General features: G+C 42.7%; 13 protein-coding genes. All 13 read left to right on the top strand.

What is annotated here, in order from left to right; translation table 11 throughout:
• Positions 1-41 precede the first annotated feature (41 nt).
• The 13 genes from purF to purB all read left to right on the top strand — a co-directional run bounded on the left by purF (position 42) and on the right by purB (position 13,114).
• On the top strand, positions 42-1,484 hold the full coding sequence (gene purF / locus B7717_RS00915) for an amidophosphoribosyltransferase (protein ID WP_084943998.1): 1,443 nt from the start codon (positions 42-44) through the stop codon (positions 1,482-1,484).
• Between the two features lie 214 nt (positions 1,485-1,698).
• Entirely contained in the window at positions 1,699-2,721 is a 1,023-nt protein-coding gene (gene purM, locus B7717_RS00910; RefSeq protein WP_049479236.1) for a phosphoribosylformylglycinamidine cyclo-ligase, read from the top strand.
• The gene (purN, locus tag B7717_RS00905; RefSeq protein ID WP_084943997.1) at positions 2,718-3,269 is read left to right on the top strand and encodes a phosphoribosylglycinamide formyltransferase; all 552 of its coding nucleotides are present in this window, start codon (positions 2,718-2,720) and stop codon (positions 3,267-3,269) included. Before purM ends, purN begins: the two co-directional genes overlap by 4 nt.
• A 54-nt stretch (positions 3,270-3,323) precedes the next feature.
• Complete coding sequence (locus tag B7717_RS00900; protein ID WP_084943996.1) at positions 3,324-4,031, top strand: suppressor of fused domain protein; 708 nt, start codon at positions 3,324-3,326, stop codon at positions 4,029-4,031.
• A gap of 41 nt (positions 4,032-4,072) precedes the next feature.
• A complete protein-coding gene (gene purH, locus B7717_RS00895) occupies positions 4,073-5,620 on the top strand; it encodes a bifunctional phosphoribosylaminoimidazolecarboxamide formyltransferase/IMP cyclohydrolase (protein WP_084943995.1) in 1,548 nt (515 codons plus the stop codon).
• A gap of 120 nt (positions 5,621-5,740) precedes the next feature.
• Positions 5,741-7,006: a phosphoribosylamine--glycine ligase gene (gene purD / locus B7717_RS00890; protein WP_084943994.1), complete on the top strand. Its 1,266-nt coding sequence runs from the start codon at positions 5,741-5,743 to the stop codon at positions 7,004-7,006.
• 57 nt (positions 7,007-7,063) lie between these two features.
• Positions 7,064-7,180: a phosphoribosylaminoimidazole carboxylase gene (locus B7717_RS09710; RefSeq protein WP_080980075.1), complete on the top strand. Its 117-nt coding sequence runs from the start codon at positions 7,064-7,066 to the stop codon at positions 7,178-7,180.
• A 31-nt stretch (positions 7,181-7,211) separates the two neighbouring features.
• A complete protein-coding gene (gene purE / locus B7717_RS00880) occupies positions 7,212-7,700 on the top strand; it encodes a 5-(carboxyamino)imidazole ribonucleotide mutase (protein WP_084943993.1) in 489 nt (162 codons plus the stop codon).
• On the top strand, positions 7,687-8,775 hold the full coding sequence (gene purK, locus B7717_RS00875) for a 5-(carboxyamino)imidazole ribonucleotide synthase (RefSeq protein WP_084943992.1): 1,089 nt from the start codon (positions 7,687-7,689) through the stop codon (positions 8,773-8,775). Before purE ends, purK begins: the two co-directional genes overlap by 14 nt.
• A gap of 3 nt (positions 8,776-8,778) precedes the next feature.
• Complete coding sequence (locus tag B7717_RS00870; RefSeq protein ID WP_084943991.1) at positions 8,779-10,101, top strand: hypothetical protein; 1,323 nt, start codon at positions 8,779-8,781, stop codon at positions 10,099-10,101.
• A gap of 200 nt (positions 10,102-10,301) precedes the next feature.
• A complete protein-coding gene (locus B7717_RS00865; RefSeq protein ID WP_084943990.1) occupies positions 10,302-10,529 on the top strand; it encodes a phosphoribosylaminoimidazole carboxylase in 228 nt (75 codons plus the stop codon).
• 9 nt (positions 10,530-10,538) lie between these two features.
• Positions 10,539-11,777: a GIY-YIG nuclease family protein gene (locus tag B7717_RS00860; RefSeq protein ID WP_084943989.1), complete on the top strand. Its 1,239-nt coding sequence runs from the start codon at positions 10,539-10,541 to the stop codon at positions 11,775-11,777.
• Between the two features lie 38 nt (positions 11,778-11,815).
• Positions 11,816-13,114: an adenylosuccinate lyase gene (gene purB, locus B7717_RS00855; RefSeq protein WP_084943988.1), complete on the top strand. Its 1,299-nt coding sequence runs from the start codon at positions 11,816-11,818 to the stop codon at positions 13,112-13,114.

Here is a 13,114-nt window from a genome sequence, read left to right as displayed (position 1 = left end):
TACTGAAGGAATGATGCAAAAATAAAAATTAGGTATAAAAAATGACATACGAAGTAAAATCTCTTAATGAAGAATGTGGTGTTTTCGGTATCTGGGGACATCCAGATGCTGCAAAATTGACCTATTTTGGGCTCCACAGTCTTCAGCACCGTGGTCAGGAGGGGGCAGGAATCCTCTCCAATGATCAGGGGAAATTGAAGCGTCATCGTGATATGGGGCTTTTATCAGAAGTGTTCAGAAATCCAGCTAATTTGGATAAACTAACTGGAACGAGCGCGATTGGACATGTTCGTTATGCGACTGCTGGCGAAGCTTCTGTGGATAACATCCAGCCCTTCCTCTTTCGCTTTCATGATATGCAGTTTGGACTTGCTCACAACGGAAACTTGACCAATGCCGAATCTCTCAAGCAAGAATTGGAACAAAGAGGAGCTATTTTCAGTTCAACTTCGGACTCGGAAATCTTGGCACACCTCATTCGTCGGAGTCACAATCCGAACTTGATGGGCAAAATCAAGGAGGCGCTCAGCCTTGTAAAAGGTGGCTTTGCTTATATCCTGCTATTTGAGGACAAGTTGATTGCGGCGCTTGATCCTAATGGTTTCCGTCCACTTTCTATTGGGAAAATGGCAAACGGAGCAGTAGTGGTTTCATCTGAAACCTGTGCCTTTGAAGTCATCGGTGCCGAGTGGATTCGTGATGTGAAACCAGGGGAAATTGTGATTGTGGATGACAATGGGATTCAGTACGATACCTATACGAATGATACCCAGTTGGCGATTTGCTCTATGGAGTATATCTATTTTGCCCGTCCTGACTCTAATATCCATGGTGTTAATGTCCATACAGCTCGCAAACGTATGGGGGCTCAATTAGCGCGTGAATTTAAGCATGAGGCAGATATCGTGGTCGGTGTGCCAAATTCCTCGCTCAGCGCAGCTATGGGATTTGCAGAAGAATCTGGTCTGCCAAATGAAATGGGTCTCATCAAAAACCAATACACGCAACGTACCTTTATCCAACCGACTCAAGAATTGCGGGAGCAAGGGGTGCGGATGAAACTCTCTGCTGTTTCGGGTGTTGTCAAAGGCAAACGTGTGGTTATGGTGGATGATTCCATTGTTCGTGGGACGACCTCTCGCCGTATCGTTCAGCTTTTGAAAGAAGCAGGTGCGTCTGAGGTTCATGTTGCTATTGGTAGTCCAGCGCTAGCTTATCCATGTTTTTATGGGATTGATATCCAGACGCGTCAGGAGCTGATTGCGGCCAATCATACGGTCGAAGAAACTCGTCAAATCATTGGTGCGGATAGCCTGACCTATCTTTCGATTGATGGCTTGATTGATTCTATCGGGATTGAAACAGGTGCGCCAAACGGTGGTCTTTGTGTCGCCTACTTTGACGGCGACTACCCAACTCCTCTCTACGACTATGAGGAAGACTATCGTAGAAGTTTGGGGGATAAGACAAGTTTTTACAAATAGACGGATAAAGACTCTCCATGAAAGGAAAGGAAGAGAAGATGACAAATAAAAATGCTTATGCTCCACGTCTCGCTACTGACTAAAAGCTAAAGCATTTGTCAGTAGACGCTTTGCCTTATGGGACCAAAGCTAGAGCCCTGACTAGTATTTTTAGATAAAATAATTGTTTATCTAAAAATACGTCGCAATCTTCTCAAAGAAAAGGAAAAATAAAATGGCAAATAAAAATGCGTACGCCCAGTCGGGTGTGGATGTTGAAGCGGGTTATGAAGTTGTTGAGCGGATCAAAAAGCACGTGGCTCGCACGGAGCGTGCGGGTGTCATGGGAGCTCTTGGTGGTTTCGGTGGCATGTTTGACCTCTCAAAAACAGGTGTCAAAGAACCGGTCTTGATCTCAGGGACTGACGGTGTCGGAACTAAGCTCATGTTGGCCATCAAGTATGATAAGCATGATACCATCGGGCAGGACTGTGTGGCCATGTGTGTCAACGATATTATCGCTGCAGGTGCGGAGCCCCTCTATTTCCTCGACTATGTCGCAACTGGTAAAAATGAACCAGCTAAACTAGAACAAGTCGTTGCTGGTGTGGCAGAAGGCTGTGTGCAGGCAGGCGCAGCCCTCATCGGTGGGGAAACGGCTGAAATGCCTGGTATGTATGGCGAAGATGACTACGACTTGGCTGGATTTGCGGTCGGTGTGGCTGAAAAATCTCAAATCATTGACGGTTCAAAAGTGGCAGAAGGTGATGTTCTTCTCGGACTTGCGTCAAGTGGGATTCACTCGAATGGTTACTCACTCGTGCGCCGTGTTTTTGCCGACTACACGGGTGAGGAAGTCTTGCCGGAATTGGAAGGCAAGAAACTCAAGGAGGTCCTTCTTGAGCCGACTCGTATCTATGTCAAGGCTGTCTTGCCACTCATCAAGGAAGAGTTGGTCAATGGAATTGCCCACATCACAGGTGGCGGCTTTATCGAGAATGTTCCTCGTATGTTTGCGGCTGACCTAGCTGCGGAAATTGAAGAAGACAAGGTTCCAGTGCTTCCGATTTTCAAAGCCCTTGAAAAATACGGTGAAATCAAGCATGAAGAAATGTTTGAAATCTTCAACATGGGTGTGGGACTCATGCTGGCAGTTAGCCCTGAAAATGTAGGTCGCGTCAAGGAATTGTTGGATGAACCAGTCTATGAAATTGGTCGCATCGTCAAGAAAGAAAACGAAAGTGTCATCATCAAATGAAAAAAATAGCGGTTTTTGCCTCTGGTAACGGCTCAAATTTTCAGGTGATTGCCGAAGAATTTCCGGTGGAATTTGTTTTTTCAGACCATCGTGACGCCTATGTGCTGGAACGTGCAGACAAGCTCGGCGTCCTGTCCTATGCTTTTGAACTCAAGGAGTTTGAGAACAAGGCGGACTACGAAGCAGCTCTTGCCGAACTCTTGGAAGAACACCAGATTGACTTGGTTTGTCTAGCAGGCTACATGAAAATAGTTGGGCCAACTTTATTAGCAGCTTATGAAGGTCGAATTATCAACATTCATCCTGCCTACCTTCCAGAATTTCCAGGAGCTCATGGGATTGAGGACGCTTGGAATGCTGGGGTTGCTGAGAGCGGTGTGACCATTCACTGGGTGGACTCAGGTGTGGATACAGGCAAGGTCATCAAACAAATCCGTGTGCCACGTCTAGCAGATGATACTATCGAAAGCTTTGAAGCTCGGATTCATGAGGCAGAGTACAAGTTGTATCCAGAGGTGCTGGATAGCTTGGGAGTGGAGAGAAGATAAAAACGAAATCAGAGCTGATTTTATGAAGGTCCAACAGCAGATAAGGAGGATATTATGGGGTTATTTGATTTTTTTAAGAAAAAATCTTCAGATGAAGAGACACCAATTGAAGATGAAGGCAAAATTGTTGTTGAAGCTGAAAATACAGATGATAGCACTCCCGGATGGCATGCGATCGATGCAGAGTTTAATCGTTTATATCCGGATCAACCCAATCCACTTCACTATGGGACAGTTATCAAGTATATGTTGGGCGGTCCAGATCCGCTTGATGGCATCAGTGTTTATGATGCGGGAGATTTTTGGCATTTTGTCAGCTATGGTCTGTCAGAGTTATATACAAAAGAAAGCGACGACCCTGAATACAGTGGTTATGGGATTGAATTAACTTTTAAGTTAAAGAAATCAAATAATGACGAAGAAGAAATCAAAAATGGCTGTGGTTTACTACAGTATGTGGCAAGATATATTTTTCAAACAGGTAAAGTGGTTTTGCCAGAGGAATACATTTATACCAAGCAAACGGTAGGAATTGATGCTCAGCAGAAATCTAGTCTGACAGGATTTTTGACTGCTGCTGATGATTTAGCTAAGCCTCTTGATACTCCGCATGGAAAAGTGGAATTTGTAACCCTGATTGGTGCGACAGATGCAGAACTGCGAAATGTGTACGAAAGTGAAACTAGTAAGCTTGAGGTCATAAAACTGTTAAAAGAACTTGGAAATCAGCTTACAGACTATGAACGCCAGTCTTTAGTGTAAATGATGTGAAAGCACCTCTTGATACAAAGAAAGGAACAAACATGACTAAACGCGCCTTAATCAGCGTCTCAGATAAAGCGGGCATTGTTGAATTTGCCCAAGAACTTAAAAAACTTGGTTGGGACATCATCTCAACAGGTGGAACCAAGGTTGTCCTTGATAATGCTGGGGTGGAGACCATTGCCATCGATGATGTGACGGGCTTCCCAGAAATGATGGACGGTCGTGTCAAGACCCTTCATCCAAATATCCACGGTGGGCTCCTCGCTCGTCGTGACTTGGATAGTCACCTTCAAGCAGCCAAGGATAATCAGATTGAGCTCATTGACCTTGTGGTGGTCAACCTCTATCCTTTCAAGGAAACAATCCTCAAACCAGATATGACCTACGCTGACGCAGTTGAAAACATCGATATCGGCGGGCCATCTATGCTTCGTTCAGCAGCTAAAAACCACGCCAGCGTAACAGTTGTGGTAGACCCAGTGGATTATGCGGTGGTTCTTGACGAATTGTCAGCCAATGGTGAAACGACTTACGAAACTCGCCAACGTTTAGCGGCTAAGGTTTTTCGTCACACAGCAGCTTATGATGCCTTGATTGCAGAGTATTTCACAGCACAAGTGGGAGAAAGCAAACCTGAAAAACTCACTTTAACCTATGACCTCAAGCAAGCCATGCGTTACGGTGAGAACCCACAACAGGATGCGGACTTCTACCAAAAAGCCTTGCCAACGGATTACTCCATCGCTTCAGCCAAACAGCTTAACGGTAAGGAATTGTCCTTTAACAATATCCGTGATGCCGATGCTGCTATCCGTATCATCCGTGACTTCAAAGAACGTCCAACGGTTGTAGCTCTCAAACACATGAACCCATGTGGGATTGGTCAAGCTGATGACATCGAGACTGCTTGGGACTACGCTTATGAGTCTGACCCAGTTTCTATCTTTGGTGGGATTGTCGTTCTCAACCGTGAGGTGGATGCTACGACAGCTGAGAAGATGCATGGCGTTTTCCTCGAGATCATCATCGCACCAAGCTATACGGATGAAGCGCTAGCTATTTTGACCAACAAAAAGAAAAACTTGCGCATTCTTGCCTTGCCATTTGATGCCCAAGACGCTAGTGAAGTGGAAGCAGAATACACAGGTGTTGTCGGTGGACTCCTCGTTCAAAACCAAGACGTTGTCAAAGAGAGCCCAGCTGACTGGCAAGTGGTGACCAAACGCCAGCCAACCGAGACAGAAGCGACAGCTCTTGAGTTCGCTTGGAAGGCTATCAAGTATGTCAAATCAAACGGTATCATCATCACCAACGACCACATGACGCTGGGTGTCGGCCCAGGTCAAACTAACCGTGTGGCCTCTGTTCGTATCGCCATTGATCAAGCTAAAGACCGTCTTGACGGTGCTGTTCTTGCTTCAGATGCCTTTTTCCCATTTGCGGATAATGTGGAAGAAATCGCAAAAGCAGGTATCAAGGCCATCATCCAGCCAGGTGGATCCGTCCGTGACCAAGAGTCTATCGAAGCGGCTGATAAATACGGCTTGACCATGGTCTTCACAGGAGTAAGACATTTTAGACATTAAGAATGTAAAGGAAAGAAAACAGTTTCTTTCCTTTTTTTGCCTAAAACGCGGAGTGGAACGAGATTAAAGCGAACGTTTGTGTTATAATATTAGTAAATAATTCGCAAAAGAGGTTGAGAGATGAAACTGTTAGTTGTCGGTTCGGGTGGTCGTGAACATGCGATTGCTAAGAAGTTGATTGAGTCAAAAGAGGTTGAAAAAGTTTTTGTAGCTCCTGGAAATGACGGAATGACTTTGGATGGTCTGGAATTGGTAAATATCTCTATTTCCGAACATTCTAAATTGATTGAGTTTGCAAAAGCCAAAGATATTGATTGGTCCTTCATTGGTCCAGATGACGCCCTTGCGGCTGGAATTGTGGATGATTTCAATGCAGCTGGTCTCAAGGCTTTTGGTCCGACAAGATTGGCGGCGGAGCTGGAGTGGTCTAAGGACTTTGCTAAGGAAATCATGGTCAAATACGACGTTCCGACGGCAGCCTATGGCACATTTTCAGATTTCGAGGAAGCCAAGGCTTATATCGAGGAGAAAGGCGCTCCTATCGTCGTCAAGGCAGATGGTTTAGCGCTTGGTAAGGGTGTCGTCGTTGCTGAAACGGTTGAGCAAGCGGTCGAAGCCGCTCACGAGATGCTTTTGGACAATAAATTCGGTGATTCAGGCGCGCGTGTGGTCATCGAGGAATTCCTTGATGGGGAAGAGTTTTCTCTTTTTGCCTTTGTCAATGGGGACAAGTTCTACATTATGCCAACAGCTCAGGACCACAAACGTGCCTATGATGGGGACAAGGGGCCTAACACGGGTGGGATGGGTGCCTATGCGCCAGTTCCACACTTACCACAGAGTGTAGTTGATACGGCAGAGGAGACTATTGTCAAGCCAGTTCTTGAAGGTATGATCAAAGAAGGTCGTCCGTATCTTGGTGTCCTTTACGCAGGGCTTATCCTGACAGCAGATGGACCCAAAGTCATCGAGTTCAACGCTCGCTTCGGAGATCCAGAAACCCAGATTATCCTGCCTCGTTTGACATCTGACTTTGCACAAAATATCACGGATATCCTCGATAGCAAGGAGCCAAACATCACTTGGACGGACAAGGGTGTGACGCTGGGTGTGGTTGTCGCATCAAACGGTTACCCGCTTGACTATGAAAAAGGTGTTGAATTGCCAGCTAAGACAGAGGGTGATATCATCACCTACTATGCAGGGGCTAAGTTTGCGGAAAATAGCAGAGAATTGCTATCCAACGGCGGACGAGTCTATATGCTCGTCACCACAGCAGATACCGTCAAAGAAGCCCAAGAAACCATCTACCAAGAACTCTCCCAACAAAAAACAGAAGGCCTCTTTTACCGAACAGATATCGGAAGCAAGGCCATAAAAGATTAACAGATATATTTGCCATGGCGAGCGAAAGCGAGCTGATATAGAGCAATCACCGCCGTTGTGAAAGAACGATTGGATTATAAGCCAATCGTTCAGGGAAATCGGAAGACCTTGGGCTTCCGATTTAGGCATGAGACACCTTTGGTGGCTGCTGCCGTCCCTCACAACCTAAGGTGATTGTCAAAAAAAGGAAGAAAAAGGATTAAAAATGAAACCAGTAATTTCCATCATCATGGGCTCAAAATCCGACTGGGCAACCATGCAAAAAACGGCAGAAGTCCTAGATCGCTTTGGTGTAGCCTACGAAAAGAAAGTTGTCTCTGCCCACCGTACGCCAGATCTTATGTTCCGCCATGCTGAAGAAGCCCGTAGTCGTGGCATCAAGGTCATTATTGCGGGTGCTGGCGGCGCAGCCCATTTGCCAGGTATGGTCGCAGCGAAAACAACCCTTCCTGTCATCGGGGTACCGGTCAAGTCGCGCGCTCTTAGTGGCGTGGATTCACTCTATTCCATCGTTCAGATGCCAGGTGGAGTACCAGTCGCAACTATGGCTATCGGTGAAGCAGGTGCGACAAATGCGGCTCTCTTTGCCCTCCGTCTCCTTTCAGTAGAGAATCAGGCTATCGCGACAGCTTTGGCAGATTTTGCAGAAGAACAAGGAAAAATCGCAGAGGAGTCGTCAAATGAGCTCATCTAAAACAATCGGAATTATCGGTGGCGGCCAGCTGGGTCAAATGATGGCCATTTCTGCTATCTACATGGGCCACAAGGTTATCGCGCTGGATCCTGCGGCTGATTGTCCAGCATCTCGCGTAGCGGAAATCATTGTGGCGCCTTATAATGACGTGGATGCTCTGCGTCAGTTGGCTGAGCGTTGCGATGTCCTCACCTATGAGTTTGAAAATGTCGATGCTGACGGTTTGGATGCTGTCATCAAGGATGGTCAACTTCCTCAAGGAACCGACCTGCTTCGCATCTCCCAAAATCGCATCTTTGAAAAGGACTTTCTCTCAAACAAGGCTCAAGTCACTGTGGCACCTTACAAGGTTGTGATCTCAAGCCAAGATTTGGCAGATATGGACCTGTCTAAAAACTATGTCCTCAAGACCGCGACAGGTGGCTACGATGGGCATGGACAAAAAGTCATTCGCTCAGAAGCAGATTTGGCAGAAGCCTATGCGCTAGCAGACTCAGCAGACTGTGTCTTGGAAGAATTCGTCAACTTTGACCTTGAAATTTCTGTCATTGTATCAGGGAATGGCAAGGATGTTACGGTTTTCCCAGTTCAGGAAAATATTCACCGAAACAACATTCTTTCAAAAACCATTGTGCCTGCTCGAATTTCTGAAAGTTTAGCTGAGAAAGCCAAAGCCATGGCCGTGAGAATCGCTGAGCAACTCAACTTGTCTGGAACGCTGTGCGTGGAAATGTTTGCGACTGCTGACGACATCATTGTCAATGAAATCGCCCCACGTCCACACAACTCTGGGCACTATTCCATCGAAGCCTGTGACTTCTCCCAGTTTGACACCCATATCTTGGGTGTTCTCGGAGCACCATTGCCAGCTATCAAATTGCATGCGCCTGCAGTCATGCTCAACGTCCTCGGCCAACACGTCGAGGCTGCTGAAAAGTATGTCGCAGAAAATCCAAGCGTCCACCTCCATATGTATGGTAAAATAGAAGCGAAGCACAACCGCAAGATGGGACATGTGACTTTGTTTAGTAGTGTGCCGGAAGAGGTTGAAGAGTTTGGGAAAGGGATTGATTAGAAAATGGAAGTAAGAGAATTTAAAAAATGGTTAATAGATAATGGTTTTGAAGATGACGAACTATATCAAGAGTCATTGAAGTGCTATCAGGTTGAAGCATATAAGGCTTCGTATATTTTTTCTTATCTTGCAAATCATAAATATATTGCAAAATTGGCTATTGATTATCGGGGGACCCCATCTAATTTTATGTCCGATTGTCCTGAAAATAAACAGGATATAAAAGAGGCTCGATGGGAGGAGAAGATTAAATCCCTTCAAAATGAAGATGAGTGGGAACAAACGGTTAATGAGATATTAATCCAAGCTAAAGATACTAATAATGTATTTAGATTACCTGATAAAATAAAACAAAAATGTTCGCATATGAGAGTTCTCAGAAACAATGCTGCTCACGCTAAGGATAGATTAATATCTGAGTCAACTGTATTGGAGTTGTGGAATGAAATCCAGTATATTTATCCATATTTTGTAATAAATGGGACGATAGATGCTTGGCTAGATGAATTAGATAAAGTAGTTAAGTATTCGAATAATGACTCAAAATATTTAGATGACTTATTTGACCAGTTTGATAACTTTTCGATTGATAATAAGAGTATTGTTATTAAAAGTCTAATAAAAAAATATTTGATTGGTTCTGATTACAATGAAGAGTATCCAAACATCATCATAGATTTTTTATCAAAGGTCTTTCAAGACAATAAATACTCAAAACAAATAAGTAAAAGTTTTTCTGAAGAAGAAGAAATTTATTTATATATATGTACTGGTAAATATAATTTTCATAATGAAATGATTAAACTTTTTACTAGTTTAGAGATTTTGAAAAAAAATTATCAATTCAGGTATTTTTGTGAGGAGTTTTCTAATAACTTCTGGAAATTTATCGATGAAATTTTTAGTGATGCAAATCCAGATACATTGATAAATACGTTGCTTTTTCTATTAAAACAAACTGATTCAAGATTGCTAGATGTCGATTTCTGTGAAAGTCGTTTTTTACAAAGCAACACTTTGTTTTTTGAAAAAATATTAGATAGAATCAGCCACTTATATTATTATACAATGACATCTACAGGGCAAAAACGCCACTCAACATCAACATTTGATTATTTAAAATTTCGTTCTTATATAAACTATGTAGCTTATATTACATATAGGGTATCGGAAGATTCTAACTTAAGACAATATGATAATGTTAAAGAGTTTATTAAACATTATGAAAAGTTAATGATGGATGATTATAGTGGTGATGCTTGGCATACTGAACGACAAATGCAAGAGCAGTTAAAAGAAATTAACAAAAAATATAGTCTAATTTGATCAGATAAAGAATGAAATGGCATACTCGGTATTTGATTAAGTAATATATAAAGTCTTTACTCATATGGAAAGTATAAAAACTGAGAGAGATATGTTATCTAGCTTAACTAATATATTCTGCAATAAATATTTTAAACAGAAAGGAACAAGGTCCCCGTATCTTCTAAACTGGATACGGACTCCGGGCTTTATCGATTACTATGATTCAAATCATTGTCAACGCATTTATCGAAAAAGACAAGACAGGAGCAGTCGTCGAAGTCTTGTATGCTAGTAGTAATCACGAAAAAGTGAAAGCTAAGTATGAAGAGCTAGTTGCACAATATCCTGAAAACTATTTAGCCATCTATGATCTACCTCTGGATACAGATTTAAATACACTGGATCATTATCCATCTGTGTGGATTGGGAAAGAAGAATTTGAGTGAGAAAAAATAATGGCTAAGTGTGTAGTTTGTGGGAAAAAAGGAATATTCTTAAGAGTCAATCAAGAAGGTACTTGTTTTGCTTGTGAGTCAAAAAATTCTTTTTCTCCATTGTATAGAAATAATATTCAAATTGAAGAAACGGACAGAAACAATCCGATAACTTCTTTTAATAACGAGTATTATGTTTATGCTTGGAAAATCAAGGATACTGGAGAAATATTCTATATTGGTAAAGGGAAAGGCGATAGAGCACACAGTAAACACGATAGAGCGTACGAAGCAGAGAAAATAAGAGCTCAGTATGAGACAGTTATAGAAATTCTAAAAGATAATTTATCAGAAGAAGAGGCCCTTGAGTACGAGTCTACAGAAATCAAAAGAATCTTAAATGAAACAACGCATAGATTAACAAATAGAATTATACCGTTTGATACTAAACGTGATAATGGATACGGACCTGCTTTGTCAACGCCACCTTATAAATTTGAGACCTCGCCTGTACTATTTGCAAGTGAAATAGATGAACATTATTTTAAAGTTCAGCACAAGGCTTTTGATGAAGTTGAACTAGCTATGCTACAAAAGGTGTATTTTGTTGAAGGAAGTATTTCACAACAAGAGGCTACAATTGTTTACGGGGGAGAATTCAATAAATATTTATCAGATGTCCAAAGATGGTTAAAACAAATTAATTCAACTATTTTGAAAACTCGCTTTGCTAAATCAGTTACTTCTTGGATTTATCTATCTGATGACTCTGTTGTCAATTATGAAGTAAATATGAAAAATGCAGAGGAAAGAATTGGTTGCAAAATCCCATGTTATCATTTAATGGATGTATGGAAATATTTAAAACAATTAAGTTTACCAAGTCATGAGGATTTATCGTATAGTTTTAATTCTTTACGTAGTTCATATAATAGAATTCCAATTGAGAAAATTAAGAATTTGAATGATTTTGATAAGGCATTTGACCAAGGCTTTCCTTTGTTTCAGAAAGGTCAAAAACTAAGAAAACAAGGTGAAATAGAGCAGGCTATAGCTTTATATGATAGAGCTCGAGCTTTAGGATATGACGCACCAGCCTTATATAATGAATATTCAAAAACTTTTCGTAGTTTGAAACAATATGCAGATGAGATTTTAATTTTAGAAGAAGCGATCCTAAGGAGTTCACAAGAAGATAAAAAAGCAAGTTGGCAATTGAGATTAGAGAAAGCTAAAGATCTTTTGAATAGAAGTAGATAATATTTCTAATTTTTTTAAAAAAGAAAGGAAAATTAAACATGATTGATAGATATAGTCGCCCTGAGATGGCGAACATTTGGAGTGAAGAAAATAAATACCGTGCTTGGCTTGAGGTGGAAATCTTGGCTGATGAGGCATGGGCTGAGTTGGGGGAAATCCCTAAGGAAGATGTGGCTTTGATTCGCGAGAAGGCGGACTTTGACATCGACCGTATTTTGGAGATTGAGCAGGAGACTCGCCACGATGTGGTGGCTTTCACTCGTGCGGTTTCTGAGACTCTTGGTGAAGAGCGCAAGTGGGTGCACTATGGGTTGACTTCTACCGACGTGGTGGATACGGCCTACGGTTACCTTTACAAGCAAGCCAACGACATCATCCGTAAGGATCTTGAAAACTTCCTCAACATCATCGCTGATAAAGCGAAAGGACACAAGTTTACTATCATGATGGGACGTACCCACGGTGTGCACGCTGAGCCTACAACTTTTGGTCTTAAATTGGCAACTTGGTACAGCGAAATGAAACGTAACATTGAGCGTTTCGAACATGCGGCTGCTGGCGTGGAAGCTGGTAAGATTTCTGGTGCGGTTGGTAACTTTGCCAACATCCCACCATTTGTGGAGCAATACGTCTGCGACAAGTTGGGTATCCGTGCTCAAGAAATCTCTACACAAGTCCTTCCTCGTGACCTTCACGCTGAGTACTTTGCAGTTCTTGCTAGCATCGCGACTTCAATCGAACGTATGGCAACAGAGATCCGTGGTTTGCAAAAGTCTGAACAACGCGAAGTGGAAGAGTTCTTTGCTAAAGGTCAAAAAGGGTCTTCAGCAATGCCTCACAAACGCAACCCTATCGGTTCTGAGAACATGACAGGTCTGGCGCGTGTGATCCGTGGTCACATGGTCACAGCTTATGAAAACGTAGCCCTTTGGCACGAACGTGATATCTCTCACTCATCAGCTGAGCGAATCATCGCACCAGATACAACCATCTTGATTGACTACATGCTCAACCGTTTTGGAAATATCGTCAAGAACTTGACGGTTTTCCCTGAAAACATGATCCGCAACATGAACTCAACTTTTGGTCTTATCTTTAGCCAGCGGGCGATGTTGACCTTGATTGAAAAAGGTATGACCCGTGAGCAAGCCTATGACTTGGTGCAACCAAAAACAGCCCACTCTTGGGACAACCAAGTAGACTTCAAACCGCTTCTCGAAGCAGATCCAGAAGTGACATCACGCCTCACTCAAGAGGAGATCGACGAAATCTTCAATCCTGCATACTACACTAAACGAGTGGATGATATCTTTGAACGTATAGGACTTGGTGATTAA

The organism is Streptococcus oralis subsp. oralis (assembly GCF_002096495.1).
In the GTDB taxonomy this organism is placed as follows: Bacteria; Bacillota; Bacilli; order Lactobacillales; family Streptococcaceae; genus Streptococcus; species Streptococcus oralis_CU.
Note: the sequence above shows the minus strand (reverse complement) of the source record. Positions and strands in the feature narration are given on the sequence as shown.

What these genes read in the sequence shown, in the direction of transcription:
- purF (WP_084943998.1), top strand. Translation starts at nt 42, where the DNA reads ATGACATACGAAGTAAAATCTCTTAATGAAGAATGTGGTGTTTTCGGT.
- purM (WP_049479236.1), top strand. Translation starts at nt 1,699, where the DNA reads ATGGCAAATAAAAATGCGTACGCCCAGTCGGGTGTGGATGTTGAAGCG.
- purN (WP_084943997.1), top strand. Translation starts at nt 2,718, where the DNA reads ATGAAAAAAATAGCGGTTTTTGCCTCTGGTAACGGCTCAAATTTTCAG.
- B7717_RS00900 (WP_084943996.1), top strand. Translation starts at nt 3,324, where the DNA reads ATGGGGTTATTTGATTTTTTTAAGAAAAAATCTTCAGATGAAGAGACA.
- purH (WP_084943995.1), top strand. Translation starts at nt 4,073, where the DNA reads ATGACTAAACGCGCCTTAATCAGCGTCTCAGATAAAGCGGGCATTGTT.
- purD (WP_084943994.1), top strand. Translation starts at nt 5,741, where the DNA reads ATGAAACTGTTAGTTGTCGGTTCGGGTGGTCGTGAACATGCGATTGCT.
- purE (WP_084943993.1), top strand. Translation starts at nt 7,212, where the DNA reads ATGAAACCAGTAATTTCCATCATCATGGGCTCAAAATCCGACTGGGCA.
- purK (WP_084943992.1), top strand. Translation starts at nt 7,687, where the DNA reads ATGAGCTCATCTAAAACAATCGGAATTATCGGTGGCGGCCAGCTGGGT.
- B7717_RS00870 (WP_084943991.1), top strand. Translation starts at nt 8,779, where the DNA reads ATGGAAGTAAGAGAATTTAAAAAATGGTTAATAGATAATGGTTTTGAA.
- B7717_RS00865 (WP_084943990.1), top strand. Translation starts at nt 10,302, where the DNA reads ATGATTCAAATCATTGTCAACGCATTTATCGAAAAAGACAAGACAGGA.
- B7717_RS00860 (WP_084943989.1), top strand. Translation starts at nt 10,539, where the DNA reads ATGGCTAAGTGTGTAGTTTGTGGGAAAAAAGGAATATTCTTAAGAGTC.
- purB (WP_084943988.1), top strand. Translation starts at nt 11,816, where the DNA reads ATGATTGATAGATATAGTCGCCCTGAGATGGCGAACATTTGGAGTGAA.